24 protein-coding genes are annotated in these 24,823 nt (G+C 66.2%); 2 read left to right on the plus strand and 22 right to left on the minus strand.

The window, feature by feature from the left end:
- Window positions 1-58: 58 nt before the first annotated feature.
- The 4 genes from TACI_RS06435 to TACI_RS06450 all read right to left on the minus strand — a co-directional run bounded on the left by TACI_RS06435 (window position 59) and on the right by TACI_RS06450 (window position 3,917).
- Window positions 59-1,351 carry a LysM peptidoglycan-binding domain-containing M23 family metallopeptidase gene (locus TACI_RS06435; protein ID WP_012869993.1) on the minus strand — a complete coding sequence of 431 codons (1,293 nt, stop codon included), beginning with the start codon at window positions 1,349-1,351 and terminating at the stop codon, window positions 59-61.
- A gap of 27 nt (window positions 1,352-1,378) precedes the next feature.
- Complete coding sequence (gene rho / locus TACI_RS06440; protein WP_012869994.1) at window positions 1,379-2,752, minus strand: transcription termination factor Rho; 1,374 nt, start codon at window positions 2,750-2,752, stop codon at window positions 1,379-1,381.
- Window positions 2,745-3,401: a fructose-6-phosphate aldolase gene (fsa, locus tag TACI_RS06445; protein ID WP_012869995.1), complete on the minus strand. Its 657-nt coding sequence runs from the start codon at window positions 3,399-3,401 to the stop codon at window positions 2,745-2,747. Before fsa ends, rho begins: the two co-directional genes overlap by 8 nt.
- A gap of 69 nt (window positions 3,402-3,470) precedes the next feature.
- Window positions 3,471-3,917 carry a hypothetical protein gene (locus tag TACI_RS06450; protein WP_012869996.1) on the minus strand — a complete coding sequence of 149 codons (447 nt, stop codon included), beginning with the start codon at window positions 3,915-3,917 and terminating at the stop codon, window positions 3,471-3,473.
- A 144-nt stretch (window positions 3,918-4,061) separates the two neighbouring features.
- On the opposite strand from TACI_RS06450, the gene TACI_RS06455 reads away from it, so the two are divergent.
- Window positions 4,062-4,553: an ECF transporter S component gene (locus tag TACI_RS06455; protein ID WP_012869997.1), complete on the plus strand. Its 492-nt coding sequence runs from the start codon at window positions 4,062-4,064 to the stop codon at window positions 4,551-4,553.
- Window positions 4,554-4,596: 43 nt separating this feature from the next.
- On the opposite strand, the gene TACI_RS06460 is transcribed toward TACI_RS06455, so the two are convergent.
- From TACI_RS06460 to TACI_RS06540, 17 genes are all read right to left on the minus strand, one after another.
- On the minus strand, window positions 4,597-5,928 hold the full coding sequence (locus TACI_RS06460) for a sodium-dependent transporter (RefSeq protein ID WP_012869998.1): 1,332 nt from the start codon (window positions 5,926-5,928) through the stop codon (window positions 4,597-4,599).
- Window positions 5,929-6,298: 370 nt separating this feature from the next.
- The gene (locus TACI_RS06465; RefSeq protein ID WP_242601083.1) at window positions 6,299-7,138 is read right to left on the minus strand and encodes a DUF4392 domain-containing protein; all 840 of its coding nucleotides are present in this window, start codon (window positions 7,136-7,138) and stop codon (window positions 6,299-6,301) included.
- A complete protein-coding gene (gene pfkA, locus TACI_RS06470) occupies window positions 7,138-8,097 on the minus strand; it encodes a 6-phosphofructokinase (RefSeq protein WP_012870000.1) in 960 nt (319 codons plus the stop codon). Before pfkA ends, TACI_RS06465 begins: the two co-directional genes overlap by 1 nt.
- A 56-nt stretch (window positions 8,098-8,153) precedes the next feature.
- Window positions 8,154-8,903 carry a hypothetical protein gene (locus TACI_RS06475; protein WP_012870001.1) on the minus strand — a complete coding sequence of 250 codons (750 nt, stop codon included), beginning with the start codon at window positions 8,901-8,903 and terminating at the stop codon, window positions 8,154-8,156.
- Between the two features lie 125 nt (window positions 8,904-9,028).
- Window positions 9,029-10,372, minus strand: coding sequence for a sodium-dependent transporter (locus tag TACI_RS06480; RefSeq protein WP_164925421.1), 1,344 nt, complete (start codon window positions 10,370-10,372; stop codon window positions 9,029-9,031).
- Entirely contained in the window at window positions 10,347-10,640 is a 294-nt protein-coding gene (locus tag TACI_RS06485) for a hypothetical protein (RefSeq protein ID WP_164925186.1), read from the minus strand. The genes TACI_RS06480 and TACI_RS06485 overlap by 26 nt, the downstream gene beginning before the upstream one ends.
- Window positions 10,641-10,691: 51 nt before the next feature.
- The gene (locus TACI_RS06490; RefSeq protein ID WP_012870003.1) at window positions 10,692-11,483 is read right to left on the minus strand and encodes a TIGR00282 family metallophosphoesterase; all 792 of its coding nucleotides are present in this window, start codon (window positions 11,481-11,483) and stop codon (window positions 10,692-10,694) included.
- Window positions 11,480-13,009 (minus strand): ribonuclease Y, encoded by a 1,530-nt coding sequence (gene rny / locus TACI_RS06495; RefSeq protein ID WP_012870004.1) that lies wholly within the window; start codon window positions 13,007-13,009, stop codon window positions 11,480-11,482. The genes TACI_RS06490 and rny overlap by 4 nt, the downstream gene beginning before the upstream one ends.
- 121 nt (window positions 13,010-13,130) lie before the next feature.
- Window positions 13,131-15,059 (minus strand): ATP-dependent DNA helicase RecG, encoded by a 1,929-nt coding sequence (locus TACI_RS06500; protein ID WP_242601084.1) that lies wholly within the window; start codon window positions 15,057-15,059, stop codon window positions 13,131-13,133.
- A 35-nt stretch (window positions 15,060-15,094) separates the two neighbouring features.
- Window positions 15,095-15,724: a DivIVA domain-containing protein gene (locus TACI_RS06505; protein WP_012870006.1), complete on the minus strand. Its 630-nt coding sequence runs from the start codon at window positions 15,722-15,724 to the stop codon at window positions 15,095-15,097.
- Between the two features lie 83 nt (window positions 15,725-15,807).
- The gene (locus tag TACI_RS06510) at window positions 15,808-16,515 is read right to left on the minus strand and encodes a YggS family pyridoxal phosphate-dependent enzyme (protein ID WP_012870007.1); all 708 of its coding nucleotides are present in this window, start codon (window positions 16,513-16,515) and stop codon (window positions 15,808-15,810) included.
- Window positions 16,512-17,429: an efflux RND transporter periplasmic adaptor subunit gene (locus TACI_RS06515; protein WP_012870008.1), complete on the minus strand. Its 918-nt coding sequence runs from the start codon at window positions 17,427-17,429 to the stop codon at window positions 16,512-16,514. Before TACI_RS06515 ends, TACI_RS06510 begins: the two co-directional genes overlap by 4 nt.
- Window positions 17,422-18,087 (minus strand): HAD family hydrolase, encoded by a 666-nt coding sequence (locus TACI_RS06520; protein WP_012870009.1) that lies wholly within the window; start codon window positions 18,085-18,087, stop codon window positions 17,422-17,424. Before TACI_RS06520 ends, TACI_RS06515 begins: the two co-directional genes overlap by 8 nt.
- Window positions 18,087-19,271 (minus strand): class I SAM-dependent rRNA methyltransferase, encoded by a 1,185-nt coding sequence (locus tag TACI_RS06525; RefSeq protein ID WP_012870010.1) that lies wholly within the window; start codon window positions 19,269-19,271, stop codon window positions 18,087-18,089. Before TACI_RS06525 ends, TACI_RS06520 begins: the two co-directional genes overlap by 1 nt.
- Complete coding sequence (gene folE2, locus TACI_RS06530; protein ID WP_012870011.1) at window positions 19,268-20,038, minus strand: GTP cyclohydrolase FolE2; 771 nt, start codon at window positions 20,036-20,038, stop codon at window positions 19,268-19,270. Before folE2 ends, TACI_RS06525 begins: the two co-directional genes overlap by 4 nt.
- Window positions 20,035-20,400 carry a 6-carboxytetrahydropterin synthase QueD gene (gene queD, locus TACI_RS06535; protein WP_012870012.1) on the minus strand — a complete coding sequence of 122 codons (366 nt, stop codon included), beginning with the start codon at window positions 20,398-20,400 and terminating at the stop codon, window positions 20,035-20,037. Before queD ends, folE2 begins: the two co-directional genes overlap by 4 nt.
- 79 nt (window positions 20,401-20,479) lie before the next feature.
- The gene (locus TACI_RS06540; protein ID WP_242601200.1) at window positions 20,480-21,328 is read right to left on the minus strand and encodes a DUF72 domain-containing protein; all 849 of its coding nucleotides are present in this window, start codon (window positions 21,326-21,328) and stop codon (window positions 20,480-20,482) included.
- Window positions 21,329-21,495: 167 nt separating this feature from the next.
- On the opposite strand from TACI_RS06540, the gene TACI_RS06545 reads away from it, so the two are divergent.
- On the plus strand, window positions 21,496-23,595 hold the full coding sequence (locus tag TACI_RS06545; RefSeq protein ID WP_012870014.1) for a glutamine synthetase III domain-containing protein: 2,100 nt from the start codon (window positions 21,496-21,498) through the stop codon (window positions 23,593-23,595).
- On the opposite strand, the gene TACI_RS06550 is transcribed toward TACI_RS06545, so the two are convergent.
- Window positions 23,592-24,815, minus strand: a complete 1,224-nt coding sequence (locus TACI_RS06550) for a dynamin family protein (RefSeq protein ID WP_012870015.1) — start codon at window positions 24,813-24,815, stop codon at window positions 23,592-23,594. The two genes, TACI_RS06545 and TACI_RS06550, sit on opposite strands and share 4 nt — an antisense overlap.
- Window positions 24,816-24,823: the final 8 nt, after the last annotated feature.

Raw genomic sequence — 24,823 nt, forward strand, 5'->3', positions numbered from 1 at the left:
TCTGAACACGCTCCCCCGATCTAATCCGAATGTCGAACCCCCCGAATAGCCCCGATGGCTACCGGAGAGACCTCAAGGGGTTCACCGGCACCCCTTCCGCGCGGACCTCGAAGTGGAGGTGCGCCCCGGTGGATCGGCCGGTGCTGCCCACCCGGGCTATTATATCCCCTTGGGAGACTCTGCGGCCCGCCGGGACTGTGAGGGCGCTACAATGGGCGTAGAGGGTGGAGGTGCCGTTTTGGTGCTGGATGACCACCGTCTTGCCGTAGCCGCTCATCCAGCCCGCGTAGACCACCACGCCGGACATGGCGGCCCTTATGCCGCTCCCGTGGGGGGCCTTTATGTCAAGCCCGGTGTGGAAGGACCTCCTGCCGCCGAATGGGTCGGACCTCCAGCCGAAGGGGCTGTTTATCCTTCCGTTCACCGGCCAGATCATCCTGGCGGAGGCGCTGCGCCGCTCCACCAACGCGGACTTGGCCTCGTCTATCTCCACCTTTGCCCCGGGGATGAAGATCTCCTCCCCGGCGGTCAGCCTGGCTGCCAGGTCAAGGCCGTTGGCGGACCTTATGGCCTCCGGGTAGACGTCGTACTTCTGGGCCAGGGAGGCCACCGTGTCCCCGGACTTGACCTTCACGAAGATACCGTCCTGGTTTGGGATCCTCACCGATTTGCCGGGCCTTATGAGCTCCCCGGATAGCCGGTTGGACCCGAAGAGGGTGTTGACGTCCAGCCCGAAGGAGTTGGCGATGGACCAGAGGGAGTCCCCCTCCTTCACGGTGTAGTAGCGCACCCCGACCCGCGGGGGGTTCTTCTGGGCCTCCTCCTCCTTGCGATGCAGCTCCTTCACGTAGGCCAGGGTCTCCAGGACCGTCTCCGGGGAGGAGGGGACGAAGAGCACCTGCCCCTCCTGGATGGAGTCCGGGTTCCTTATCTCGTTGGCCCGCACCAGGTCCTTGACGGACACGCCGCTCCTGGCGGCTATGGCGGAGAGGGTCTCCCCCTCCTGGACGGTCACCTGCTGGAAGGGCCTGTTGGCCTCCGCCGCCTCCCTCTCCTCCCGGACCTCATCGGCGTCCCTTATCACCAGCCCGTCGTCCGACAGGCTGGGGGACTCGAAGGGGCCCACGCCGAACCGGTCGGCTCTCCCCTCCGCCGCCTTGGACTGGGTGGGGGATCCCACCTCCACCATCACGAACCCGCTGGCGCTTCGGGGAACCAGCCCGTCCTCCGACAGGCTCCCCCAGAGTAGCCCCGCCCTCTCGGAGGCCGCCAGGGACAGGGCGGCGGAGGCGGACACCGCCGCCAGACAGAAGGCGGCGAGCCCCCACCTGCGTCGGGGTTTGAAACTCACAAGGATCTCCTCCCTTCCATTGGGGCCTCAGGCCATCTTGACCGTGGCCAGGAAGTCCCGGTTGGTGGGTGTGTTCCTCAGCTTCTCCAGGATGAGGTTGAGGACCTCCGCCTCGTCCATGTTGGCGATCCGCCGCCTGAGCACCCATATCCTCTGCAGGTCGTCCTCGGGGATCAGCAGGTCCTCCCTCCTGGTGCCGGACCTGGTTATGTCCACCGCGGGGAAGATCCGCTGCTCGGATATCTTCCTGGAGAGGTGTATCTCCATGTTTCCGGTCCCCTTGAACTCCTCGTAGATCACGTCGTCCATGCGGCTGCCGGTCTCCACCAGGGCGGTGCCTATGATGGTTAGGCTGCCCCCGTCCTCTATGTTCCTGGCGGCGCCGAAGAACCGCTTGGGGAAGTGGAGCGCCGCCGGGTCCATGCCGCCCGAGAGGGTCCTGCCCGAGGGGGCCACCACCAGGTTGGAGGCCCTGGCCAGCCGGGTTATGGAGTCCAGGAGGAGCACCACGTCCTTTCGGGCCTCCACCAGCCTCTTGGCCTTCTCCAGCGCCAGGGTGGCCACCCGGATGTGCTCCTCCGACGGCCGGTCGAAGGTGGAGGCTATAACCTCACCCCTTATGGACCGGGACATGTCGGTGACCTCCTCGGGGCGCTCATCGATGAGGAGCACCATGAGGATCACCTCCGGGTGGTTCTGGGTCACCGCGTTGGCTATCTTCTTGAGCAGGGTGGTCTTCCCCGCCTTTGGGGGGGAGACTATGAGGGCCCGCTGTCCCTTGCCTATGGGGGCGAAGAGGTCTATCAGCCGGGTGGAGATCTCCCGGGAGGTGGTCTCCAGTCGTAGCCGGCTGTCGGGGAATATGGGGGTCAGGTGCTCGAAGAGGGGCCTGGACCTGGCCAGCTCCGGGTCCTGGTAGTTGACGGTCTCCACCCTGACCAGGGCCTCGTAGTGCTCCTGGGTCTTGGGGGGACGGACCACCCCCCAGACCACGTCACCGTTCCGGAGGCCGAACTTCTTTATCTGGGAGGGGGAGACGTATATGTCCGAGTCCCCGGGGAGAAGCCCCGGCCCCCGGAGGAACCCGTAGCCCTCCGGGAGGCACTCCAGCGTCCCCCCCCCCAGCCGCTGCCCCTGGGATGACGCCTGGGCCCCCATGATGGCCAGCACCAGCTCCTCCTTCTTCATGGCCGAGTAGCCGGTCACCTGGGCCTCCTTGGCCAGCCGCCGCAGTTCCGACACCCCCAGCTGGATCAGCTTGGCGAAGGAGTGCTTGGGCTGCTCCCTCTGGGTGGAGCGCTTCCGGTCCTCCCCCTTGTCCTTGGGCCTGGACTCCTCCAGGGGCTGCTCCGGCGACGGGGCCGCCTCCTGCTGGATCACCTGGTTCAGCCCCTCATCCATTGGCCTTCGACAGCTCCTGCCAGTCCTTGAGGAACCGGTCTATCCCCTGGTCCGTCAGCGGGTGATGGAAGAGGGAGGTTAGGACCTTGTAGGGGACGGTGGCTATGTGGGCCCCCGCCATGGCGGAGTCGATCACGTGCTTGGGGTGCCGGAGGCTGGCGGCTATTATCTCCGTCTCGATCCCGTGGATGGAGAAGACCTCCGCCACGTCCCGGACCAGGCCTATGCCGTCCTCGCCTATGTCGTCCAGCCGGCCCACGAAGGGGCTCACGTAGGAGGCGCCGGCGGCGGCGGCCAGGAGGGCCTGCTGGGGGGAGAAGACCAATGTCACGTTGGTGCGGATCCCCTCGGAGGATAGCACCTTGACCGCCCTCATCCCCTCCGGGGTCATGGGTATCTTTATGACCACGTTGTCCCTCAGGGCCGCCAGCTCCCGGGCCTCGGCCACCATGCCGTCCGCCTCCAGGGAGATGACCTCCGCGCTGACCGGCCCGTCCACCATCTGGGCTATCTTCTTCACATGGGAGTGGAAGTCCCGGACCCCCTCCCGGGCCACCAGGGTGGGGTTGGTGGTCACCCCGCTCACAACCCCCATGGAGATGGAGGACCTTATCTCCTCCAGGTTTGCAGTGTCCAGAAAGAACCTCAGCTTGATCTCCTCCTTTTCTTTTCTGTCGAGATTTCCGGTCCCAATGGGGCCGGCGGGTCGCTAGAGGCGTCAGCGGATGGAGAACTCCACCCCCGCCAGCTTCCTTATGCCCCAGAACATGTCCACCCGATAACCGCCGCTGGGTAACGGGCTACCGTCCTCCCTGAGGAGGTAGAAGGCCTTCTTGCCCTCCCCCCGCTTGAGGGAGAGGGACTCCCGCTGGACGGTCCTGCCCTGATGGGACCATATTATGGACAGGTCCTCGTCCGAGGGGGAGCTGTATCGGAAGAACAGGCACACCTGCCGGGTGCCTGGGGGGAACTGGGAGGAGACGCCTTGGGGCTCCATGGAGTCGTCCAGGTCCAGGCAGGACACCGCGTCCCTTACCTCCAACCGGTCCACGAAGGCGCCGCCCCCGAAGACCCACACGCTCAGGACCAGGAGGATCCCGGCGGTGACGCACAGGATCTGGACTCCCCTGTCACCCTGGCGGATCCTTTGGATGAGATTCCTCATTGACAGACCTCCCTAGGCAGGCGGGGTAACGGTGCCAGATGGGGCACGCAACCGCCGCCGGTTGTGCATGGCGAAGGGCGCGAACCGGTGGGAAAATCCATACAGGACAAGATACCACAAAAACGCAAAGGGAGGAACACCAAGATGAAAGAACCGGTAAAGTTATCCAACCAGGTGGCCCTGGGGGCGCTTTGCGCCGCGGCGGTCACGGCTCTGACCATGGTGTCGGTACCGGTGCCGGGCTACAGGCTCTACTTCAACCTGGGGGAGGGGACCATATACCTCGCCGCCCTTCTCTTCGGGCCCCGGATCGGCATGGCGGCGGGGGGCCTTGGGGCCGCGCTGGGTGACCTGATCCTGGGGTATCCCATGTGGGCCCCCCTGTCTTTGGTGATCAAGGGGCTGGAGGGGGCAGTGGTGGGACATCTGGGCAGGCGCCTCAAGCCCCCGGTGGCCATTGCGGCCGGGGCGGCGGTGATGATCGCGGGCTACACCGCCAGCGCCTGGGTCCTTTACGGCCCCGCGGCGGCGCCGGTGGAGGCCGTCACCGACCTGGTCCAGTCCTCGGTGGGGGCGTTGGGGGCCTTGGTGGCCCTGGGGGTCCTTGGGCGGGTGCTGAAGGACCGGGCGGATTGAGGCGAAAGGGGGGGAGGGGCGGCAAGCCCATCCCCCGGGTGAATCAGCGGAAGTTGCCCACGAAGACCCAGGCCACCGCTATTGGGGCCAGGATCCGGCACGCCAGGACCCAGAAGGTCTCCAGGGGCTTGGGTAGCGCACCGCCCCGGCGGACCTCCTGCCGGGCCCCCTCGAACCAGCTCCATCCGGCGAAGACGGAGATGAAGATGCCCCCCAGGGGAAGTAGCACGTTGCTGGATAGGAAGTCCATGGCGCCCAGGAAGTCCATGCCGAACACCCTGGGGAAGTGGTCCCCCAGGGAAAGGGCGGAGGGGATCCCCAGGAGGAAGCAGGCCAGCCCTATGATCCAGGCGGCCCTGCCCCTGTCCCAGCGGAACTCGTCCTTCATGTAGGCCACACAGACCTCCAGCAGGGACACCGAGGAGGTCACCGCGGCGAAGAAGAGGAGTGTGAAGAAGAGGAAGGAGAAGAGGGAGCCCATGGGCATCCGGGCGAAGACCGCGGGAAGGGTGACGAAGATGAGCCCTGGGCCGGAGGAGGGCTCCATGTTGAAGGCGAAGACCGCGGGGAAGATGACGAAGCCCACCAGGATGGCCACCGCCACGTTCATCACCGTGACGATGAAGACCGAACTGGGCAGGGACTCCCGGTCGCTAAGGTAGCTGCCGTAGGTTATCATGCACCCCATGCCGATTGAGAGGGAGAAGAAGGCCTGGCCCAGGGCGCCCATGACGGTCCGGGCGGTGAGCTTGGAGATGTCCGGCTTCAGGTAGAACTCAACCCCCTTCATGGCCCCCTCCAGGGTGAGGGACCGGACCATGAGGATCGCCAGGATTATGTAGAGGGAGGGCATCATGACCTTGCAGTACCGCTCGATGCCGCCCCCCACCCCATTGTAGACTATCCATATGGTGGCCAGCATGAAGGCCCCCTGGTAGGCGATCACCTGGACGTAGTCGTTGGTGAAGGTTTGGAAGGCCTCCGCGGCGCCCCCGGCGGCGGCCATGGACATGAGGGGTCCGAAGGACTTGAACATGTAGGCCACGGTCCAACCCGCCACCACCCCGTAGAAGGATAGGATCACGAAGCCGGCCACCACCCCGGCCCAGCCCACCATGGGCCAGAGTCCCCCCTTGAGCTTCCGGAAGGACCCCACAGCGTTCAGCCCCCCGCCTCGGCCTATGGCCATCTCCGCCAGCATTATGGGCATGCCGATGGCGGCCACCAGGATCAGGTACAGGACCACGAAGATCCCCCCGCCGCTGACGCCGGTGAGGTATGGGAACCGCCATATGTTCCCCAGCCCCACCGCGGACCCGGCGGCGGCCATGATGAAACCGAATTTGCTTCCCCACTGCTCCCTCCCTCTGGACACGGATACCACCCCTTTAAACGAAGGTAATTCAAGAAAACAGCCTAATAAACACACACAAACAGACGATTTTGCTTTAACTACCTAACCGAGCTGACGCCACATCACCTCCGAGAACCCGTCGTTCAATAAACAACAAAGATCGGTGGCAAAATATGAAATTGCTAGAATAAATACCCCCTATGCCTTCAAACGTCAAGCCTTTCTGGAATTTTACAGGAAAATAAAAACAATCACCCCCTTATGCAGGGGCGATTGAATTAAGCAAAATAACTAAATATCTCCCTACAATAAAAAGACGGCCCGGGGTCCACCGGCCCATCCCCAATAAAACCTCCTAATTAATATGGATCCTCACAACACCCCTAAACCCCTACCCCAAGGACCCGTCCAGGGCCCTGGAGAGACCGATTAAAACCTCCCCCAGGACCGGAGGGTCGAAGCCGTCCACCGACCGGGTCCTCCGGAGCCTGGCGCCGTCCACCGCCCCCAGGTCCAGCATGGCGTCCAACATGTCCAGCTCCGCCTCCGGGGAGGGGACCCAGCGGGGGCCGAAGGCAAGCCCCGCCAGGGCGTAGGCCCCCCAGTTGGACACGTCCACCGCCAGGGGCAGGTGGCTCTCCACCACCGAAAGACAACGGGCGAAGTCCCCCACCAGGGGGGATAGGGCATCCCGGTAGTTCCCCATCCCCGCCTCGTTGCCCCCATCCCCCACGGCGATCACCGTGGGCCCCTGGGGGGCGCTAAGGGCATCCAAGGCTATCTGATCCAGGGGCTCCACCCAGTGGGACACGTCCAACCCCCGCATGTTCCGGTAGGTGCCGTCCTGGGACCTGCCGATCCGCTCCACGTAGACCAGGGCGTCCCACTCCAGGGGGTCCACCAGCCCGGGGGAGAAGGTCTCCCGGGGCACCCGGATGGCAGCCCCCGCGGCGGATACCGCATCCAGGCACCCCCGGTCGGTGATCACCTTGACCTCCTTCCCCGCCTCATGGAGGGCCCGGGCCAACCAGACCGCCCCCGGGGGGCCGTCGGTCTCGGGGGCCATGGCGGAGGGGATCATGAAGCCGGTGACCAAGACCACCCGCCGGGCCTCCCGGAGGGCCAGGGCGGCGCCATGGAGGCTGGAGGGGTCGAAGAACCGGGGGGCCATGCGGCCCGCCCGGTCGGAGGCCAGAAGATCCCCCAATTTCCGCAGGTCCATCGGATCCATCATATGCTGAGGCAGTCCACCAGCTCCATCATCTCCGCGTTGAGGGGACGCTTCTCCTCCCAGGCGGTGGACATGGGGGGGGTGACTATCTTGCCGTTCACGTACCCCACCATGAAGCCCCTCTGGCCTTCGATGAGGGAGTTCACCGCCGCGGCCCCCATCCGGGACGCCAGGACCGCATCGAAGGAGGAGGGGGCCCCTCCCCGCTGGATGTGCCCCAGCACGGTTATCCGGGCCTCGTAACCCCCGGTGTCCTTCAGCTGGGAGGCCAGCTCCCCGGCGGACATGACCCCCTCCGCCAGGATTATCATGGAGTGGGTCTTGCCCCTCTGCCGGGCGTAGCGGAGCTTCTCGCACAGGTCCTCGATCTTGAAGGGCACCTCCGGCACCAGCACGTACTCCGCCCCGGAGGCCACTCCAACCTCTAGCGCCAGGAAGCCCGCGGACCGGCCCATGACCTCCACGATGAAGAGCCGGTCGTGGCTCGAAGCGGTGTCCCTCAGCTTCTGAACCGCCTCCAGGGCGGTGTTGCAGGCGGTGTCGAAACCGATGGTGTAGTCGGTCCCCGCTATGTCGTTGTCGATGGTGCCCGGTATGCCCGCCACCGGGAAGCCTATCTCGTGAAGCCTCCAGGCCCCCCGGAAGGAACCGTCGCCCCCTATGACCACCAGGGCGTCGATGTCGTACTCCTTCAGCCTGGCGTAGGCCTCGTTGACCCCCTCGGGGCGCCGGAAACGTTCGCTCCGGGCGGTCCTCAGGATGGTGCCCCCCCGAAGGATTATCCCCCCCACGGAGCTCTTGGTGAGGGGGATCCCATCCCCGTCAAGGAGACCCTCGTAACCTCGCCGGAAGCCTATGACGTCAAGGCCCCGGTAGATGGCGGTCCTGGTGACCGCCCTTATGGCCGCGTTCATGCCCGGCGAGTCTCCGCCGCTGGTCAGCACCGCAATCCTCTTCAAAGCGCATCTCCCCTCTCCGCAGTTTAAAGAGCGCCGCCGAAGGGCCCCAAGGAAATCTACTGCTTGGACAGCTCCTCCAACCTCCTGTTGACCGACTCGATCTCCCCGCTCAACTCCGACAGCCTGGACTCCAGCTCCCGCTTCTCCTTGGATAGCACCTCCAGCCTCTTTATGAGCCGGTCCGCCTCAAGCTTGGCCGCCGCCCGGCCCTGGAATAGCCTGGAGGGGTTATCCTTGTCCACGTCCCAGATGAAGTCTATCTTCTTACCCTCGGTGATGGGGCTGACCCCGCCGTTTATGACCAGCCTAACGCTCCTGACACCCTCCAGAAGGTCCTTGTTGGTCTTCTGATCGTACCGGGGAAAGAAGACCAGCCCGTCTCTCTTGCCCTGGAGCTTGAAGTTGAACCGGGGGTCGTAGTCCACCGGCCTGTAGCTCTTTCCGTTTATAACCAGGCTCACCTGCTCATCGAAGGGGGCCATCCTCATGGATGGACCCAGGTTCTCAAACTCGATTCGGATAGGTATGGTCTCACCGACCCGCACGTTCTTTAGGAAGGTGTACTTGAAGTTCTCCAGCTCGTCCTTGGTCCACATGTTCTTGTCCGCCTCCGCCTGGATCATGGCCTCCACGTACTCCGCCGAGTAGTAAGTGGCCCTCACCTCCAGGCTTGAACCCAGCTTGTTGGTGTACTTCACCGACCGGGTCCACCTGGCCATGGCGTCGGTGAACGTGGAGGCCCCCGCACAGGAGGCCAGGAGCGTCATGACCAGGACCGCAAAGCCAAGTCGCATCAACCTAAGCATGTGTTCATCTCCCTCCGCTTTCTTGTGACACTGAAGATATTATCACAGGGGACACCTCATGAGGGGAGTTTAACAAAACGAAGGGGGGGCCGAAGCCCCCCCAGCGGGTTTTACCTGCGCGGGTACTACCACTTGAGCCCCTTGACGAACACTATGGCGATCACCACCGGGGCGACCAGCCGGCAGATCCAGACCCATATGCCCTCAAAGACGAAGGGGAGACGCCCCTGGTTGGAGATCTCCTTCTTGCAGCCGTCAAGCCAGAACCAGCCGGCGAAGAGGGAGATGAGGATGCCGCCCAAGGGGAGCAACAGGTTGCTGGCCACGAAGTCCATGGCGTCCAGGAAGTCCTTGCCGGCTATCTTGGGGAAGTGCCCTCCCAGAGACAGGGCGGAGGGGACCCCCAAGAGGAAGATAACCAGCCCCAGAACCCAGGAGGCCTTGGCCCTGTCCCAGCCCAGCTCGTCCTTGAAGTAGGCCACGCAGACCTCCAACAGGGACACCGAGGAGGTTATGGCGGCGAAGAAGAGGAGCAGGAAGAACACGAAGGAGAAGACGGCCCCCATGGGCATCTTGGAGAACACCGAGGGCAGGGTTATGAAGGTTAGCCCCGGCCCGGCAGCGGGCTCCATGTTGAAGGCGAACACCGCGGGGAATATGGCAAAACCCGCCAAGAAGGCCACCAGGGTGTCCAAGAAGGTAACGGTAAAGGCCGCAGAGGGGAGCGCCTCATCCTTGTTTAGATAGCTGCCGTAGGTGATCATGCAACCCATGCCCAGCGACAGGGAGAAGAAGCCCTGCCCCAGGGCGGAAAGGACGGTGCCTCCGGTGACCTTGCTGAAGTCCGGCTTAAGGTAGAACTCGATGCCCTTCATGGCCCCGTCAAGGGTCACGGCCCTCAGGATGAGCACCAGCAACAGGAGGAAGAGACCGGGCATCATGACCTTGCAGTACTTCTCGATCCCCTCACCTATGCCCTTGAATACGATCCAGATGGTGCCGAACATGAAGAGCGCCTGATAGAGGATCACCTGGGTGGGGTTGGAGACGAAGGCCCCGAAGGCGTCCCCCGCCTTGCCCTGGGATGCCACCTCCATGAGGCCCGTGAAGGACTTGAGCATGTAGGCGATGGTCCAGCCCGCCACAACCCCATAGAAGGAGAGGATTATGAAACCTGCTATGACCCCCATCCAGCCCACCAGGGGCCAAGCGCCGCCCCCAAGCTTCTTGAAGGAGCCCACCGCGTTGAGCCCCGCACCACGCCCTATGGCCATCTCCGCCAGCATCACCGAGGCGCCGATGATGAAGACTATGGCCAGGTAGATGAGAACGAAGGCTCCGCCCCCGTTCATGCCCACCACGTAGGGGAAACGCCATATGTTACCAAGCCCCACAGCAGAACCCGCCGCCGCCATTATGAAGCCCAACCTGCTGCCCCACTGTTCACGATCGTTGGTAGACACCACCATCACTCCTCTTTTTCCAAATAAAAAACCTATAACCAATAAAAAATACAACAAAAACACCAAAAACACTTGCAATCTTTCCCCCAAACCACCCCCTCGGCGGGCTGAAGCTTAAATAATCGCCCCAGGACCGCTCAAGAAAAGTCTGTCGCATGGATGCAATAAATAAACCCTCCTCTCCCTGTTTTGTCAAGTTAGATATTGTCATGTCAAAGCCGAAGGCGGGGTGATCAGGTAAAAAACCAGTTAAAAAGGCCCCGGGCCTCGCCATGGCGAGGCCCGGGGCCGGGACCACACGAAGAAAACGAAACGTGAACCGGAGTTAAAGGTCTATCCGCACCCGCTGGATCGACAGGGCCAGCCCGGTGTGGGTGCAGATCTCCACCACCACCCCGCAGAACCTGAGGCGCTCGTCGCAGACCTCGAACTTGCTTGGGGTTCCGTAGATGAACCGGGGTATCACCGATTCGTACCTCATGCCTATCACCCCGCCGGAGCCGCCGGTCATGCCCGCGTCGGTTATGTAACCGGTGCCCTTGGGCAGCAGCTCCTCGTCGGCGGTCTGGACGTGGGTGTGGGTGCCTATCACCGCCGATACCCTGCCGTCCAGGAAGAGCCCCAGGGCCCGCTTCTCACTGGTGGTCTCCGCGTGGAAGTCCACCAGGACGCACCGAGCCTCCAGGGCCTCCAGCTCCTCCTGGGCCCTCCGGAAGGGGCAGTCTATGGGGTGCTGAAGGGCCCTGCCCTGGAGGTTGAGGACCCCCAGGCACATGTCCCCCTTGCGGTAGACCCCGCTGCCCCGCCCGGGCACCCCCGGCGGGTAGTTGGCGGGCCTGAGTATCCTCAGGTCCTCCGCCAGCATCTCCGCCGCCTCCCTCTTGTCGAAGCTGTGGTTGCCGCCGGTTATCACGTCCACCCCGGCGGCGAAGAGCTCCTCCGCCACCGGCCTGGTAATGCCGAACCCCGCCGCGGCGTTCTCCCCGTTGGCCACAACGAAGTGGAAGGGCCCCCTCTCGGAGGCCAGGTCCTTCAGGACCCTGGGCAGAAGCCGCCGGCCCGGCTTGCCCATCACGTCCCCAACGAAGAGGACCCTCATGACCCCCGGGTCGATCATTTGGCGTACTCCACCGCCCGGGTCTCCCTTATGAGGGTGACCTTTATCTGGCCCGGGTACTTCATCTCCTGCTCTATCTTGCGGGCTATGTCGTAGGCCAGCTTCTGCATGGCCCCATCGTCGGTCACCTGGGGGGAGACCGCCACCCGCACCTCCCGGCCCGCCTGGATGGCAAAGGCCTTGCTGACCCCGGAGAACTCCTTGGCCAGGGACTCCAGCTTCTCCAGCCTCTTGACGTAGGCGTCCAGGCTCTCCCGCCGGGCCCCGGGCCTGGAGGCGCTTATGGCGTCCGCCGCCGCCACCAGCACCGCATATATGGTGGTGGGCTCCTCGTCCTCGTGGTGGGACGCTATGGCGTTCACCACCTCGTGGGGCTCCCCATATCTCCTGGCCAGGTCCGCCCCTATGGCGGCGTGGGGACCCTCCACCTGGTGGTCCACCGCCTTGCCTATGTCGTGAAGGAGACCCGCCCGCCGGGCCAGGATCTCGTCCAGCCCCAGCTCTGAGGCCATGATCCCCGTGAGGTACGCCACCTCCAGGCTGTGCTGGAGGGCGTTCTGGCCGTAGCTGAACCGGAACTTGAGCTGCCCCAGGATCCGTATAAGCTCCGGGTTCATGGACTTGATCCCCGTCTGGAGCAACGCCCCCTCCCCGGCCTCCACGATCTCCTCCTCCACGTCCCGCTGGGCCTTCTCGATGATCTCCTCTATGCGGGCCGGGTGTATCCGCCCGTCCGCCACCAGCCGCTCCAACGCCAGCCGGGCAACCTCCCGGCGAACCGGATCGAAGCAGCTTATGGTCACCGCCTCTGGGGTGTCGTCCACTATGAGGTCCACCCCCGTGAGGGTCTCGAAGGTCCTTATGTTGCGCCCCTCACGGCCTATTATCCTACCCTTCATCTCGTCCGAGGGCAGGGGCACCACGCTCACCGCCACCTCGGAGGTGTGCTCCGCGCTGCACCGCTGAATGGCGGTGGCTATTATCTCCCGGGCCTTGCGGTCCGACTCCCGCCGGGCCCTCTCCTCCATCTCCTTGAGCCGCAGGCCTATCAGATGGGCCGCCTCGTCCTCCACCTGCTTGAGGAGCAAATCCCGGGCCTCCTCCCTGGTCAGGGAGGCCACCTCCTCCAGCTTGGCGGTTATCTGGGACTCCCTCTCCGAAAGGGACTCCATCCGCTCCTCCAGCTGCCGCTGGCGGGCCTTCAGATCCTCCTCCCGCTTGGACAGGGCCTCCAGACGACGGTCCAGGGCCTCCTCCTTCTGCTCCAGGCGGCGCTCAGCCCGCTGAAGCTCGCTGCGCCGCTCCTTGGTCTCCCGCTCCACCTCCTGCCTCAACCGGAGGATCTCCTCCTTGGCCTCGGTGAGCATCTCCCGCTTGGACCTCTCCGCCGACGCGGCGGCCTCCTTGAGGACCCGCTCCGCCTCGCTCAACGCGTCCTTGTTCCTCTTGGCGTCCAGATGACGGAGCAAAAGGAACACCACGGCGGCGCCCAAAGCGGCACCCGCCGCCATCATCACAAACGACATTCCATTCCCCCCTGTTCGGTTGTCAAGGTGCAGTTCGCTGATCCATCCGTAATCGTAGATCACCGGGGGCCCATGGCCCCTCACTGCGTATTATATACCGACCGGGGAGACTTGTAGAACATCACCCGCCCCCAAGGATCTCCATGATCCCCGGGAAGCGGCATCGAACCTCCCGGAGGAGCTCCCCATGGATGGCCCATTCCTCCACCAGACTGGCCGCGTCCTCCCGGGCGGCCTCCAGTAGCTCCAGGTCCCTGCTCAGGTCCGCCACCTTGAGCCCCATGTCACCGTGCTGGCTCAGGTGGTGAAGGGTGCCAGGCCCCCGCTCCGCCAGGTCCAGCTCCGCCACCTTGAACCCGTCGGACAGCTCCTCCAGGGCCTTGAGCCTCTGGGGCACCGGCTCCCGGGACGACAGGAGCACGCACAGCCCGTCCGATCCTCCCCGGCCCACCCGGCCCCGCAGCTGGTGGAGCTGGCTCAGCCCCAGCATGTCCGCCCCCTCCACCACCATCACGGTGGCGTCCGGCACATCTATCCCAACCTCCAGTACGGTGGTGCCCACCAGGAGCCGGGAGCTCCCCTCCCTGAAGCGGAGGACCGCCGCCTCCTTCTCCTCCGAGGGCATCCGGCCGTGCACCAGCTGGGGGTTCGCCCAGCCCAGGGACTCGCAGAGCTGCCGGTGACGGGACACCGCGGCGGAGGGACCCGCCTCCAGGGAGGGGCAGACCCAGAAGGCCCTTCCTCCCCTCTCCAGCTCTCCCACCAGCCGATCCAGCACCCGGCCCAGCCCCCGGGGGCCCATGGACATGGTGGTGACCCGGCCCCTCCCAGGGGGGGACTCACCCAGGGTGAGCACCTCCAGGTCCCCGTAGAGGGCCAGGGCCATGGTCCTGGGTATGGGGGTGGCGCTCACCATGAGGAGGCTCATCCGTCCCCCTCGGGTGAGGGCTGCCCGCTGGGACACGCCGAAGCGTTGCTGCTCGTCCACGATGGCCAGGGCGGATGCCTCCCCCAGGGCCTTCCGGAAGAGCAGGGCGGAGGTGCCGACGTAGAGCCCCGGCCCCGGTGAGGCATCCGCCCTTGTGTCCCCGGTTACCAGCTCCACCTTGAAGTCCGGGAGCAGCCGTCGGGCCACCTGGAAGGTCTGGCGGGCCAGGATCTCCGTGGGGGAGAGGAAGAGCACCGACCGGCCCCGCTTAAGATACAGGTGGGCGGCAAAGAGGGCCACCGCGGTCTTGCCGGACCCCACGTCCCCCTGGAGCAACAGGTCGAACCTGCCCCGGTTGAAGGCCTGGGCTATGGCCCTCATGCAGGACTCCTGGGACCGGGTGGGGCGGAAGGGAAGGCTGGAGGCGTACTCCTCCACGTCCGCCTCCCGGGCGGGGGCGGCGGGGGCGGCTCCCAGGGGCCTCATGCGCCGCCTGAGGGCGAAGCAGGCCTGCAGGAGGAGTAGCTCCTGGTAGGCAAGCCTCCGCCGGGCCTCCCGCCAAGAGGCCCCGGAGGAGGGCCAGTGGATCTCCCTTAAGGACCCCACCAGGTCCGGGAGGGACCTGCGGAACCGGATCTCCTCCGGTATGGGGTCCTCCGGGGGATCCTGGGAGGTCCGCTCCAGGGCGGACAGGATAAGGTTCCTCATCCACCAGGAGGGCAGGGCCCTGCTGGATGGGTATACGGGGACTATGCGTCCCAAGAGGGGGGATGAGCGGTCCAGCAGCTTGGGGTTAGCCATGCAGGGTCCCAGGGGGGAGGTCCGGACCGGGCCGTAGAGGAGGACCCGCTCCCCCGGCTGGGGCACCATGGGTCGGGGTCCGAAGACGAAGACCCACATGGTGCCCCCTCCGCCGGTCACCGGGTACCTCATGCCCCGGCGACCCATCATGGGGGAGGGTCTGCCGGCGGATCCCTCCACCAGGCACCTCCTGCCCGGCAGGGCCTCCGCGGGGGTGACCGGGCGGCGCAGGTCCTCGTAGCGCCTGGGGAGGAAGAGGAGGAGGTCCCCCAATGTGCGGATCCCCTCCTCCTCTAGGGCGGCGGATCGTTTGGGGCCCACACCCTTCAGGGACCCTACCGGGAGATCCGAGCAGATCAGGCCCCCTGTCCCTCCCGGGCGTCGCCGAAGATGTCCAGCACCTCGAAGGGGGCCTCCTGGACGTTGAAGGGGTCCTCGGGAATGGGGATACGCTCCACCTTCGGGGGCTTAGCCTCCCGGATCTGCGGGTCCGCCATGGGGGCCCCCTCCCGGTGGACCTCCGGGTCGCACATGCCCGATGGGGCCTCCTCCCGGATCATCATGTCGAACTTGGAGAGCATGGCCCGGAACTCCGCCACGTACTGGCAACGCACCTGGGTGAGCCGGTTCATCTCCCGGCGGAGGGAGCTCACCTGGGCCTCCGCGTCGGCGATCATCTTCTCCGCCCGGGCCTTGGCATCCGCCAGGATCGCCTCCGCCTGCTGATGGGCGGCCCGGACCCGCTCCTCCGCGCTCCGCTGGGCCAGGATCAGCGCCTCGTTCAGGGACTCCTTCAGGCCCTTGAACTCCTCCATCTGCTCCTTCATGGTCTCCAGGTCCCGCTCCAGCTCCTTGTTCCGCTGGATGTAGGCCTGGAGGCTCTCCGCCACCTGGTCCAGGAAGTCGTCCACCTCCGCGGTCTCGTACCCCCTGAAACCCCTCTTGAACGACTGGTTCACCACGTCTAAGGGCGTAAGATAGCTCAAACCGGTTCCCTCCCTAAGGTCTTTAAAGCCGGGGCTTGAACCCAGTGCCCCATGGCCCCATATTATAAAACATAATCACAAATTTAAAATCCCCTCCTGGGGCCGAAGAGGCAGGTGCCCAGCCGGACCATGGTGCTCCCCTCCATCACCGCCAGGGGGTAGTCGGAGCTCATGCCCATGGAGAGCTCCGGCAGATGGATCCCCAGGGCGGCCTCCAGCTGGTCCCTGAGCCTCCGGAGGGAGGCGAAGGAGGCCCGGATCCTGGCCTGGTCATCCACCAGAGGTCCCACCCCGAAGAGCCCCCTCAGCTCCAGCCGCTCGCACCGGGAGAGTATCATCTCCCCCAGGGGCTGTGCCAGGTCCGGGCTCACCCCGTGCTTGGAGGCCTCGCCGGAGATGTTGACCTCCATCAGGACCGGGCAGCGGGCGTCCGGGGTCTCCATCAGGACCCGGTTCAGGGAGCTGGCCAGCTCCAGGCTGTCCACCGTGTGGACCTGGTGGAAGGTCTCCAGGGCCTTTCGTACCTTGTTCCTCTGGAGGTGTCCTATCATGATCCACTGGACGTCCAGGTCCTGGAGCTCCCGCCGCTTCTCCATGGCCTCCTGGACCCGGTTCTCCCCCACGATGCGAATCCCCGCCTGGGCGGCGGCCCGGACCGCCTGGGGCGGGTGGTTCTTGGTGACCGCCACCACCCGGACCTCCCCGGGGTCCCGCCCCACCGAGCCGGCCGCCCGTTCTATGGCCTCCATGGCAGCGGCCAGGTTATCCCTCACGTGCTCAAAGGACGTCACCACAGCTGAACCCTTCCCTCCTTGGCCATCTGGCCGTCCACTATGACCGCCTCCCCAAGGGAGAGGCCCTTCATCACCAGGAACCGGTTGCCCCCTATGGGGCGTCCCTCCACGGGCCGGAAGGAGGAGATGTTCCCCCGGACCACGTATATGCCGGTCACCCCATCCCGCTGGACCACGGACCTCTCGGGGATGGCGATCCCGTCGAACCGGCCCGCCTCCACCATGAGCTCCATGACCCGGCTAGTCACCACCTCCTCGGTCATCCATGGCAGGTCCATGTAGACCAGCGCCTTGGGGCCGTGGATCTCGTAGAACCGGACCTCCCCGAAGAGGTTAACCTCGAACCGGTCCCTCCGGACCGGCAGGGATCGAGCCTTAATGGACTCGGGCACCGTCCCGTCCAGGGGCACGTAGCCCAGGAACCGGATCTCCTGGGGGAACTCGATCACCTTCCCCACCGGCTGCCCCGGGGAGGCGGTCCTGAGAGGGGGCGACGGCTCCGGCGCCACGGGGGGCAACTGGTCCCTCCGGTCCCAGAGGTAGGCGTAACGCCAGATGCCCTCCATGCGGTCCAGCCGGGCCAGGAAGATCCCCTGGACCGGGGCCTTCACGTTCACCCCCCCCACCCGGGCCACCACCGCCCCGGCGGGGACCTTCACGGGCCCCTCCCCCCTGGGGTAGACCACCGGGCCGGAGGAGGGGGACCTCACCACCCGCTCCTGCCATATGAGGGCCCCCTTGACGGGGATCAGGTACCACTCGGTCCAGGGGACCCCCCAGGTTATCCTGGGATTGGTCCTCTTGTGGTGGTCCACGTAGCTCAGGTACCCGAATACCCAGAGGACCGCCAGGGTGATCAGCACCAGCCAGTAGATCACCCGCTTGGGTCCCGTGAGCTCCCCCCTAGCCAACCTTCACCAGGGGACCTATGGTCCCCGGCAGGTCCGCCACGGACCCCAGCACTAGCCGGGCCCCGGCGGACTGGAGCTCCTCCGGGCGGAAGGGGCCGGTGGCCACCCCGACGGGCACCACCTTGGCCCTCAGGGCGCACTCCATGTCCACGTCGGTGTCCCCCACGTACAGGGCCTCCTCCGGGCTTATCCCCATCCTGGACAGGGCCTCCAGCAGCATGTCCGGCTCCGGCTTGGCGGGCAGGCCGGACTCCAGCCCGATGGCCACGTCCAGCAACTCCATGAGCCCCATCCTCTGGGCCACCACTCCCACCATGTTCCGGTTGGACACCACCCCGAGCCTTAGACCCATGGCCTTGAGGGCCTCGAGGGCCGCGAGGGCCCCCTCTATGGGCCTTATCATGGAGTGCTCCAGGTGCCGGTACCGGCTCCTGTAGGCCTCCACCCACCGGGGGTCGTACCCGCCGAAGAGGCGCCGAAGGGACAGATCGAAGGGCAACCCTATGGTGCCCATCAGGTCCTGGTGGGTTATGGGCCTCAGGCCCTCATCCTCCGCCAGCAGGTTAAGGCAGTGGGTCACCGCGTGGCTGGAGTCCACCAGGGTCATGTCGAAATCGAACACCACCCCCCGGGGGGAGAGATCAAATTTAGCTTTCATTACTTGTCGACCTCCATCAGTATGCCCTTTAGGTACTCCCCCTGGGGAACCTGGGGGGAGACCGGGTGATCCCAGGGCTGGGCGGGCCTGTGGATGACCCTCACCTGGGCGGATCTGTCCAGGGCCCCCTTCAGGGCCAGCTCCAGCAACGCATCATGGGACACCGCGTGGCTACAGGAGCCGAACAGGACGAAGCCCCCGGAGAGGACCAGGTTGATGGCCCTCACCATCAGCTCCCGGTAGCCCCTCATGGCCCCCTCCAGGTTCCGCCTGGAGGGGGCGAAGGGGGGCGGATCCATTATAACTAAATTAAACTTCTCCCCTCGCTGGTCGAGCCCCTTGAGCAGGTCGAAGGCGTTGCCCTCCAGGAGGGTCACCCTCTCCTGGAGTCCCAGGCCGCGGGCGGACCAGAGGGCGTTGGAGAGGGCCAGGGGGGACTGCTCCACCAGCACCGCCTCCCGGGCCCCCAGGGCGAGCAGGTTCAGCGACAGGTGGCCCTGGTAGGAGAAGGCGTCCAGCACCCTAGCCCCCTCCAGGGGCAGGCGGGACAGGTCCTCCGCCCAGTCCCGGGTGTCCAGGTAGAGACCGGTCTTCTGGCCCTTCAGGACCGGCACCCGCTGGGGGACCCGCCCCAGGGGGACCGTCAGGTCCTGGTCCAGGGAGCCGATGAGGACCCGCACGTCCTCCTGGAGGCCCTCCTTGGGCAGGTGCTTCCCGGTGTTCTTCAGCACCACGGACCGGATGGAGGGCACCGCCTCCAGGAGGCACCGGACGAAGAGGTCCAGGTTCCTGATCCACCCCAGGTGGGACAGCTGGAGCACCGCGGTGGATCCGTAGAGGTCCACCACCGCGGCGGGCAATCCGTCCGACTCCCCGTGGACCAGCCGAAAGGCCTGGACCCCTCTCGAGCGGGCCATGGGGATCCGCCAGGAGGCGGCGGAGGCCAGGCGCCTGGAGAGGACCGCCCCCAGGTCCTCGGCGGGTCCGAAGCCCAGGATCCGGACCGCTATGTCCGAGGGGCCGAGGAGGCCGAAGGCCACCGGGCGGCGGTCCAGCAGGACCTCCACCAGGTCCCCCATCTCCCCCTGGGAGTGGGCCACCGCCCCCCGGTAGATCCAGGGATGGCGCCTTGCGATGCCCTCCGAGGCGGAGGGCTTGAGGTGCACCTTGGGCAGGTGGCTCATGGCCGGATCACCTCCGCCACCGCGTCGTGGTCGTGGATGCTCTCGTGGCTAACCACCCGGACCCTGAGGGACTCCACCCGGGGGTCCTCCAAGAGCCGGGCGGCGCAGTCCCTGGCCAGGTCCTCCACGAACCGGGGCCTCATGTAGGCCCCTTCGGTTACGAACCGTTCGTCCTGGCGCTTGAGCACCGGGTAGACCGGGGACGAGGCGTTCTCCTCCGCCACCGCCACCAGCTCCTCGATCCAGATCATGCGCCGGGATCCCACCTCTATGGTGACGTGGGCCCGCTGGTTGTGGGCCCCGAAGCTGGATATCTCCCGGGAGCATGGGCAGAGGGTCTTCACCGGCACCTTCACCGCCAGGCGGAAGGACAGGTCCTCCCCCCGGAGGGAGGCCAGGACCCGGCACCGGACCTCCAGGGGGCAGGGGATCCGGGTCACCGGCGAGGCCTTGGGGACGAAGAAGGGGAACCGGACCTCCGCCTCGGAGGCGCTGGCCCCCAGGGAGGAGGACAGGGAGGAGAGCAGCTCCCGGGCGGATGAGGGGCAGGGGACCCGGCCGTCCCACTGGAGGACCAGCTGGGCTATCCTGCTCATGTGGGAGCCCCGCACGTCCGGCGGCAGGTCGGTGAAGGCGCAGAAGCGCCCCACGGTGTGTAGCGCGGGTCCCTCCATGGATAGCACCTCCATGGGCCGCTTGATCCCCCGGACCCCCACCCGGTTCAGGCCTATGCCCCTCAGGTCCCGTTCGGACTGGAGGTCCCTCACCGCCGGTCCTCCCGGAGGAACAGGGCGGAGCAGTCGGGGCTCTCGAAGACCTCCACGGACTCCAGGCGTCGGTTGGGGGCCTCCAGCCGGTCCGCCAGGGCCTCGAAGATCCACCGGCTCAACGCCTCGGCGGTGGGCTGTTCCAGCAGGTCGTTGAGGCACGAGTGGTCCAGCCTGGAGAGGACCATCTCCTCCACCAGTCCCTTGAGCTCCGTGAAGTCCATTATCATCCCCTCCGGGTCCGGGGAGCCCTCCAGGGTGATCACGAACGAGTAGGTGTGCCCGTGCAGGGCCTCGCACCGGCCCTTGTACCTGGGCAACCAGTGGGCGGCGCTGAAGCTGAAGCGCCTCTTGAGCTTCATGGTCTTTACCTTCCCTTCGATGGCTAGATGGCCTTCATTTTAGCATCATACCCACCGGGGCTGAAGGGAAGGGGTCCCCTCACAGCCCCAGCCGGGTCTGGGATGGGGTACCCTCCCCCAGTCCCAGGAGGCCCGCCATGGCCAGGGCGGACTTGAGGGCGCTACCCCCCACGCAGTTGTTGAACATGACGAAGACCCGGGGCACCCGCTGGGCGTGCCGCAGCGCCAGGTCCCTCCAAGGCCTCAGCTCCTGGGCGGGGTACACGTAGTTCCCCCGCTCCTCCGGGGTGGGGAAGGGTCCACCGCCGGTGCCCCTCCCGTGGAGGCGGGCTATGGCACCCCAGGTGGCGGTGAGGTGCCAGGGCATGGCCCCATGGGGGGAAAGATCGGCTCCAACCAGGGCCAGGTTCTGATCCCGGGCGGTCTCAAGCAGCCCCTCCAGTGGGCCCGAGGCGAACCACCGGGGGTTCCTCAGCTCCACCGCCAGGGGCCAGCCGGGGGAGAGCTCCCGGATGGCGGAGAGGTAGTCCAGCGCCTCCCCGGAGGGCTCGAAGGATGGGGGGAACTGGAAGAGCAGGTACCCCAGCTTTCCGGAGGACCGGAGGGGCTCCAGCGCCTCCAGGAAGGCGGCATAGAGCCTCCGGCGGACCCTGGGGGGAACCATGTGGCGGAGCACCCGATCCGCCCCCTGGGGCCTGGCCCAGGCGGGCAGGGCCTGGGACCTCACCGGGTGGTGGGTGAAGAGGCCGAAGGCCTTGACCCCCAGTAGGAAGCCCTTGGGGACCGACACGGAGATCCGGAAGACCGCCTCCGCCCTGGGCAGGGCGTAAAAGGTGGACCCCACCTCCAGGGCCCCGAAGGGGGCCTCCAGGGGGGCCCGCCTGTCCCGGCCCTTCAGGTCCTTCAGGGCGCAAAGACCGATCCGCACGTCCAATTCATCACCTCCCTCTGCTCCATTCGATTTTGCACCACCCATGGCGGCCCTTCAAGCCCAGTGGGCTCCAGATCACAATCGATTAAATCGCTCGTTAGACTTGCATGATATCAAACATCATGCTACAACTAGCCATATTTTTGGGATGAGAGGTGGTAGTTATGGGAGATAGGCCTACATGCGTGTTCGGATGCGACGTCTTCGACCGGCGGGCCATGAGGGAGCGGCTTCCCCGGGAGGTGTACGCCCGGCTCCTGGAGGTGATGGAGGGGACCGGCAAGCTGGACGAGGCCATCGCGGGGGTCATAGCCTCCGCCATGAAGGAGTGGGCGGTGTCTCGGGGGGCCACCCACTACGCCCACTGGTTCCATCCCCGGAACGAGATGACCGCGGAGAAGCACATGGCGTTCCTCACCGTGGACGGGGACGGGACCCCGCTGGAGTCCTTCAGCGCCTTCGAGCTGATCCAGGGGGAGCCGGACGCATCCAGCTTCCCCTGCGGGAGCGTCAGGTCCACCTTCGAGGCCCGGGGGTACACCGCCTGGGATCCCTCCAGCCCCGCCTTCGTGGTGCGGAGCGAGCGGGGGGGCACCCTATGCGTGCCGTCGGTTTTCATCGCCTTCGACGGGACGCCGCTGGACATGAAGACCCCGCTCCTTCGGGCCCTGAGCGCCCTGGAGGGGCGGGCCTTAAGGATATCCCGCCTGTTCGGCAACCGGGGGGTCCGGTGGATAAAGATGACCTGCGGGGCGGAGCAGGAGTTCTTCCTCATCGACTCCGACCGGGCCAGGAGGCGGCCGGACATCCTCCACTGTGGACGGACCCTGATAGGGGCGGAGCCCCCCAAGGGCCAGCAGATGGAGGACCACTACTTCGGGTCCATCCACCACCGGGCGCTGGGGTACATGGAGGAGGTGGAGGAGGAGCTGCTGCGGCTGGGGGTGGCGGTGAAGACCCGGCACAACGAGGTGGCCCCCTGTCAGTTCGAGTTCGCCCCCCAGCACTGCGAGGCCAACCTGGCGTGCGACCAGAACCAGGTGATGATGCTCACCATGCGGCGGCTGGCCCACAGGCACGGGCTGAGGCTGCTCCTCCACGAGAAGCCCTTCGCCAACCTGAACGGCAGCGGCAAGCACGTGAACTTCTCCCTGGTGGACAGCGAGGGGCGGAACCTGCTCTCCCCCTCGTCGAACCCCCGCCGGAACGTGCAGTTCCTCACGTACCTGGCGGCCTTCGTGCTGGGGCTCTGGGAGCACGGGGGGCTTCTCAGGGCCGCCACCGCGTGTCCTGGGAACACCCATCGCCTGGGAGGGCACGAGGCGCCGCCGGTGATCATGAGCATCTACCTGGGGGAGGTGATAACCCGGGTGCTGGACCGGATAGACGAGGAGATCGACCAGATCGGGGGCAGGCGTCCCATGGACCTGGGGCTCAATCGGCTACCATCCATCCGAGCGGACAACACGGACCGGAACCGGACCGCCCCCATAGCCTTCACGGGGAACAAGCTTGAGTTCCGCTCCCCGGGCTCGTCCCAGTCCATCGCGGGGCCCCTCACCATGCTGGCCGCCATCTGGGCCAGGGGGCTGGACTGGATAGGGGACCGGATGGAGGCCAGGATCGCCTCCGGCATGGAGCCCAAGGACGCGGCGCTGGAGGCGGTGAGGGAGGCGGTCCGGGTGGCCCGGGGGGTCATCTTCGAGGGGAACTGCTACAGCCCCGAGTGGGAGGCGGAGGCTCGGAGGAGGGGGCTTCTGGTGGCCAAGGGACCCACCGAGGCCCTGTCCCGGCTGATAGCCCGGGAGAACGTGGAGCTTTTGAGCTCCCTGAAGGTCATGTCTCCCGGGGAGTGCGAGACCTTCTGCCAGACCCGGCTGGAACAGCACGTGAAGTGGACCCGGATAGAGATGGGGGTCATGAGGTCCATGCTGCTGGAGGGGGTACTGCCCGCCCTCAAGCGCAGCGCCGCCCTGGAGGCGGAGGCCCTTAGTGCGTTCAGGGCCGCTGGGCTCTCCCCCAAGGGGGACCCGCTGGAGGCCCTGCTGGGGGACCTGGAGGCGGTCCGGGATGGGGTGAGGGGCCTCGAGGGCTCCATGGAGGACCTCAAGGCCCAGCCGGACCTCTTCGAGGCCTGCCGGGCCTCGGAGGAGTGCGTGGAGGTGATGAACCGGATCCGGGAGGCGGTGGACCGGGCGGAGGAGGCCTGTCCCTGGGATCTGTGGCCCTACCCCCGCTACCGGGAGCTGCTCTCCCTGGGCTAGTCCCGGGGGGATATCTCCCGCTCTATCTCCTCAAGCTGCCGGAGGAGGTGGGTCAGCTCCCGGCCCCGCTCCTCCAGCCGGTCCTGGGCGGCGGACTTTAGGTCCATGGCCTCCTCCGCCGCCCGGGCCATGTCCCCCCGGGAGGAGGCGGATATCCGGCGGGCCTGGTCCTGGAGGCGTTGGACCACCAGATCCGGGAGATCCCGCCTCAGGCGATCTAGCTCCCGGTCCATCCGGGCCACCAGGGAGTCCACGTCCTTCATGACCAGCGCCTCCGCGTCGGACCTGCGCAGCCGAAGCTCCTCCACGCCGGACAGGAACCGGTCTATCCGGTCCTTCAGGACCTGGACCGGCTGTCTCAGGGAGTCCAGCTCCACCGAGGCGGAGGCGGAGATGGAGCCCACCACGGAGAGCAGGCGCCTTTCGTTGGCGGAGAGCTGGATCCGGGTCCCCTGGGACTTGAGGGTGGAGGACAGGTGCTCCCTCAGGGCCGCAAGGCCCCAGGCGAACGGGTCCTGGTGGCTGAGCCGGGCGGAGACGGGGAAGACCGGCAAGGGGCGGGAGAGCTCCCGCTCCACCGCGGAGGATAGGTAGCGGATCATCCGGTCCAGCTCATCCCGGGAGAGGAAGTCGATCTTGTTGAGCACCAGGATGACCTCCGGGACGGTGGATGACAGGTCCTTGAGCAGCGCCATCTCCCTGGCGGACATGGGGGAGTCCACCGAGAGGGCGAACAGGGCCAGGTCTATGCGGGGGAGGTACTCCCGGGCCTCCTGGGTCTGGGAGGAGTGGAGGCTCTCGAAGCCCGGGGTGTCCACCAGGACCAGGCCCCCCTGGAGGAAGGGGGAGGGGCACCTGACCAGGGCCCAGCGGACCTGGAGGCGGTTGCCCGGGTTCAGGTCCTCGGAGACGAAGGACTGGAGCTGATCGATTGGCAGGTCCCGGGTGGAGCCGTCCCGGAAGGTGACCGTTAGGCCCGGTTCCCCGTGCTCCAGGAGGGTTATCACGTTGGTGAGGGGTAGAGCGCCGGTGGGGAGCACCAAGGATCCCACCAGGGCGTTGAGCAGGGTGGACTTGCCCCGCTTGAACTCCCCCACCGCCGCCACGTAGAGTCGGCCCCGGGAGAGCCTGGAGCGCACCTCCTCCAGCACCTCCCGGTGGGAGGGTTGAAGGTCCAGGGCCTCCAGCCTGCGGAGGGCCAAGAGAAGCGGACTGGACATGGGGGACC

Source organism: Thermanaerovibrio acidaminovorans DSM 6589 (assembly GCF_000024905.1).
Taxonomy (GTDB): Bacteria; Synergistota; Synergistia; order Synergistales; family Synergistaceae; genus Thermanaerovibrio; species Thermanaerovibrio acidaminovorans.

Bases quoted from the DNA above. Each gene is read 5' to 3' on its own strand.
- TACI_RS06465 (WP_242601083.1), bottom strand. From the start codon at position 7,138: ATGGATCCGATGGACCTGCGGAAATTGGGGGATCTTCTGGCCTCCGAC.
- TACI_RS06525 (WP_012870010.1), bottom strand. From the start codon at position 19,271: ATGAGCCACCTGCCCAAGGTGCACCTCAAGCCCTCCGCCTCGGAGGGC.
- TACI_RS06480 (WP_164925421.1), bottom strand. From the start codon at position 10,372: ATGGTGGTGTCTACCAACGATCGTGAACAGTGGGGCAGCAGGTTGGGC.
- TACI_RS06475 (WP_012870001.1), bottom strand. From the start codon at position 8,903: ATGCTTAGGTTGATGCGACTTGGCTTTGCGGTCCTGGTCATGACGCTC.
- queD (WP_012870012.1), bottom strand. From the start codon at position 20,400: ATGAAGCTCAAGAGGCGCTTCAGCTTCAGCGCCGCCCACTGGTTGCCC.
- TACI_RS06455 (WP_012869997.1), top strand. From the start codon at position 4,062: ATGAAAGAACCGGTAAAGTTATCCAACCAGGTGGCCCTGGGGGCGCTT.
- rny (WP_012870004.1), bottom strand. From the start codon at position 13,009: ATGTCGTTTGTGATGATGGCGGCGGGTGCCGCTTTGGGCGCCGCCGTG.
- TACI_RS06520 (WP_012870009.1), bottom strand. From the start codon at position 18,087: ATGAAAGCTAAATTTGATCTCTCCCCCCGGGGGGTGGTGTTCGATTTC.
- TACI_RS06550 (WP_012870015.1), bottom strand. From the start codon at position 24,815: ATGTCCAGTCCGCTTCTCTTGGCCCTCCGCAGGCTGGAGGCCCTGGAC.
- TACI_RS06485 (WP_164925186.1), bottom strand. From the start codon at position 10,640: ATGGCGAGGCCCGGGGCCTTTTTAACTGGTTTTTTACCTGATCACCCC.
- TACI_RS06450 (WP_012869996.1), bottom strand. From the start codon at position 3,917: ATGAGGAATCTCATCCAAAGGATCCGCCAGGGTGACAGGGGAGTCCAG.
- TACI_RS06490 (WP_012870003.1), bottom strand. From the start codon at position 11,483: ATGATCGACCCGGGGGTCATGAGGGTCCTCTTCGTTGGGGACGTGATG.
- rho (WP_012869994.1), bottom strand. From the start codon at position 2,752: ATGGATGAGGGGCTGAACCAGGTGATCCAGCAGGAGGCGGCCCCGTCG.
- TACI_RS06545 (WP_012870014.1), top strand. From the start codon at position 21,496: ATGGGAGATAGGCCTACATGCGTGTTCGGATGCGACGTCTTCGACCGG.